This window comes from Streptomyces atratus, from assembly GCF_014648655.1.
Lineage (GTDB): Bacteria > Actinomycetota > Actinomycetes > Streptomycetales > Streptomycetaceae > Streptomyces > Streptomyces atratus.
In genome coordinates, this window is the sequence record NZ_BMRN01000213.1 from 1 (window position 1) to 747 (window position 747).

The 747-nt window shown below is 71.0% G+C and carries 1 protein-coding gene; it reads right to left on the minus strand.

Annotated features, from left to right (window positions below):
• The coding region (locus IEZ15_RS44165; RefSeq protein ID WP_189282544.1) for an AMP-binding protein at positions 1–747 on the minus strand (747 nt) is incomplete at both ends.

Below are 747 nucleotides of genomic sequence, written 5' to 3' on the forward strand. Positions count from 1 at the left end.
ATCACCACCGTCGGGCGAGCGTCGTCCAGCATGAACGCGATCCGCGACCGCGGGTACGACAGATCCACCGGAAGGTACGCGGCCCCGGCCTTCAGCACGCCCAGAACCGCCACCACCGACTCCGGCGACCGCGGCAACGCCACCGCCACGATCTGCTCCGGACCCACACCCCGAGCGATCAGCGCATGCGCCAACCGATTCGCCCGAACATTCAACTGCCCGTACGTCAACTCGACATCACCACAGACAAGCGCGACCGCATCCGGCGTCGCCGCCACCTGCGCCGCGAGCATCTCCGGCAGGCTCATGGCGACAGTCCCGCTCTCGGCGGCGGGCAGCAGCTCGCGGCGCTCCTCGTCGGACAGCAGGTCGACCCCGCCGATCGGCCGGTCCGGTGCGGCCGCGACAGCGGCCAGCAGTCTGGTCCACCGGACGAAGAGGGTCTCCACCGTCGAGCGGTCGAACAGGTCGGCGCTGTACTCGACCGCACCGCTCAGGCCGGCCGGCGCGCCGTCGGACCCGTGCTGCTCCGCCAGGCCGAAGGTCAGGTCGAGCCGGGAGGTCCCGGTGGGCACGGCCATCCCGGTGGCCCTCAAGCCGGGCAGGTCGAAGTCGCCCCCCGGCGCGTTCTGTACGACCAGTCCGGTCTGGAACAGCGGGTGGTGGGACAGCGACCGGGACGGATTCAGCACCTCCACCAGGTGCTCGAACGGCACATCCTGATGCGCGAACGCCGACAGCGCCGTC